1 protein-coding gene is annotated in these 2,148 nt (G+C 66.0%); it reads right to left on the bottom strand.

Annotated elements, in window-relative coordinates; genetic code table 11:
• Nucleotides 1-84: 84 nt before the first annotated feature.
• Nucleotides 85-2,148: translation initiation factor IF-2 (gene infB / locus AC1DHD_RS15865; RefSeq protein ID WP_476880632.1), on the bottom strand; the 2,064-nt coding region annotated here is incomplete at its 5' end.

Genomic DNA, 2,148 nt, shown 5'->3' with positions numbered 1-2,148 from the left:
GCAATGGATCGTAGATCCATTGCCGCCCAGCGAAGGGGCGGGGCCGCCGGAAAATTCCGACGGCCCCACCCGTGAAGCCACACCTTAGACGCGCGGCTTCTCGCGCATCTCGAAGGTCTCGATGATGTCACCTTCGTTGATGTCGTTGTACGAGCCAAGACCGATACCACACTCGAAGTCCGTGCGGACCTCGGTGGCGTCGTCCTTGAAGCGCTTGAGCGTCTCAACGGTGAGGTTGTCGCCGATGATCTTGCCGTCGCGGCTGATGCGGGCCTTGGCGTTGCGCCGGATAACACCCGAGCGGACGATCGAGCCTGCAATGTTGCCGAACTTGGAGGAACGGAACACTTCGCGGACCTCGGCGGTGCCAAGCTGGACCTCTTCGTACTCCGGCTTGAGCATGCCCTTGAGGGCTGCYTCGATGTCATCAATTGCTGCGTAGATGACGGAGTAGAAGCGCATGTCCACGCCTTCGCGGTCTGCCAGTTCGGCAACACGCTCGGCGGGCTTGACGTTGAAGCCGATGATAACGGCGGAGTCGACCGTTGCCAGGTTGACGTCGTTCTGCGTGATCGCACCGACACCGCGGTGGATAACGCGGAGCTGGACACCCTCGCCAACGTCGATCTTGAGCAGCGCGTCCTCGAGGGCTTCGACGGCACCGGACACGTCACCCTTGAGGATGAGGTTGAGGGTGTCGATCTTGCCGTCGGCGACGGCCTGGTCGAAGTCTTCCAGGCTGATGCGCTTGCGGCGCTTGGCCAGGGCGGCGTTGCGGTCGGCAGCTTCACGCTTCTCGGCGATCTGGCGGGCGGTGCGCTCGTCAGCGGTCACGAAGAAGGTGTCACCGGCGCGCGGGACGTTGGACAGACCCAGCACCTGCACGGGGCGGGACGGGCCGGCCTCGGTCAGTGCACTGCCGTCGTCGTCGAACATGGCGCGGACGCGGCCGTGGGCCGTGCCTGCCACAATCGTGTCGCCGACGTGCAACGTACCGGACTGGACCAGAACAGTGGCCACGGAACCGCGGCCCTTGTCCAGGTTTGCTTCGATCGCGATACCGCGGGCGTCCTTGTTCGGGTTGGCGCGCATGTCCAGGGCAGCGTCCGCGGTGAGCAGGACAGCCTCGAGCAGCTCGTCGATGTTGAGGTTCTGGCGGGCAGAGACCTCAACGAACATGGTGTCGCCACCGTACTCTTCCGGAACCAGGCCGTACTCGGTCAGCTGGCCGCGGACCTTGTCCGGGTTGGCGCCTTCCTTGTCGATCTTGTTCACGGCCACAACGATCGGCACGTTGGCCGCCTGCGCGTGGTTGAGGGCTTCAACGGTCTGGGGCATAACGCCGTCGTCCGCTGCAACCACGAGGATGGCGATGTCGGTGACCTTCGCACCACGGGCACGCATGGCGGTGAACGCCTCGTGGMCCGGGGTATCGATGAAGGTGATCTTGCGATCGGTGCCCTCGTGGTTGTGGGTGACCTGGTAGGCACCGATGTGCTGCGTAATGCCGCCGTGCTCGCCCGCCATAACGTCGGACTTGCGGATGGCATCGAGCAGTCGGGTCTTACCGTGGTCGACGTGGCCCATAACGGTGACTACCGGAGGACGTGCCTCGAGGTCGTCGTCGCCTTCGGCTTCCAGCTCGGCCTCGAAGTCGATGTCGAAGCCGGAGAGCAGCTCGCGCTCCTCGTCTTCCGGCGAAACAACCTGCAGCTTGTAACCCAGCTCCTCGCCGAGCAGCGCGAAGGTTTCCTCGTCCAGCGACTGCGTGGCCGTGGCCATTTCGCCGAGGTGGAAGAGGACCGTCACCAGCGCGGCGGGGTTTGCCTCGATCTTGTCGGCGAAGTCCGTGATGGACGAGCCGCGGCGGAGCCGGACAACGGTGTTGCCGTCGCCGCGGGGCACGCTCACGCCACCCAGCGACGGAGCACTCATCTGCTCCAGTTCCTGGCGCTTGGCACGCTTCGACTTGCGCTGCTTGCCACGGCCTGCGCCGCCCTTACCGAAGGCACCCTGGGTACCACCGCGACCGCGGCCACCCTTGCCGAAGCCACCGCCGGCCGGAGCGCCGCCGCCTGCGCCGGGACCACCGGTGCCGGGAGCACCCGGACGGCCCGGGCCGCGGCCGCCACCGGGACGGCCTGCACC

The organism is Arthrobacter sp. 05L45_2 (genome assembly GCF_056397525.1).
Note: the sequence above shows the minus strand (reverse complement) of the source record. Positions and strands in the feature narration are given on the sequence as shown.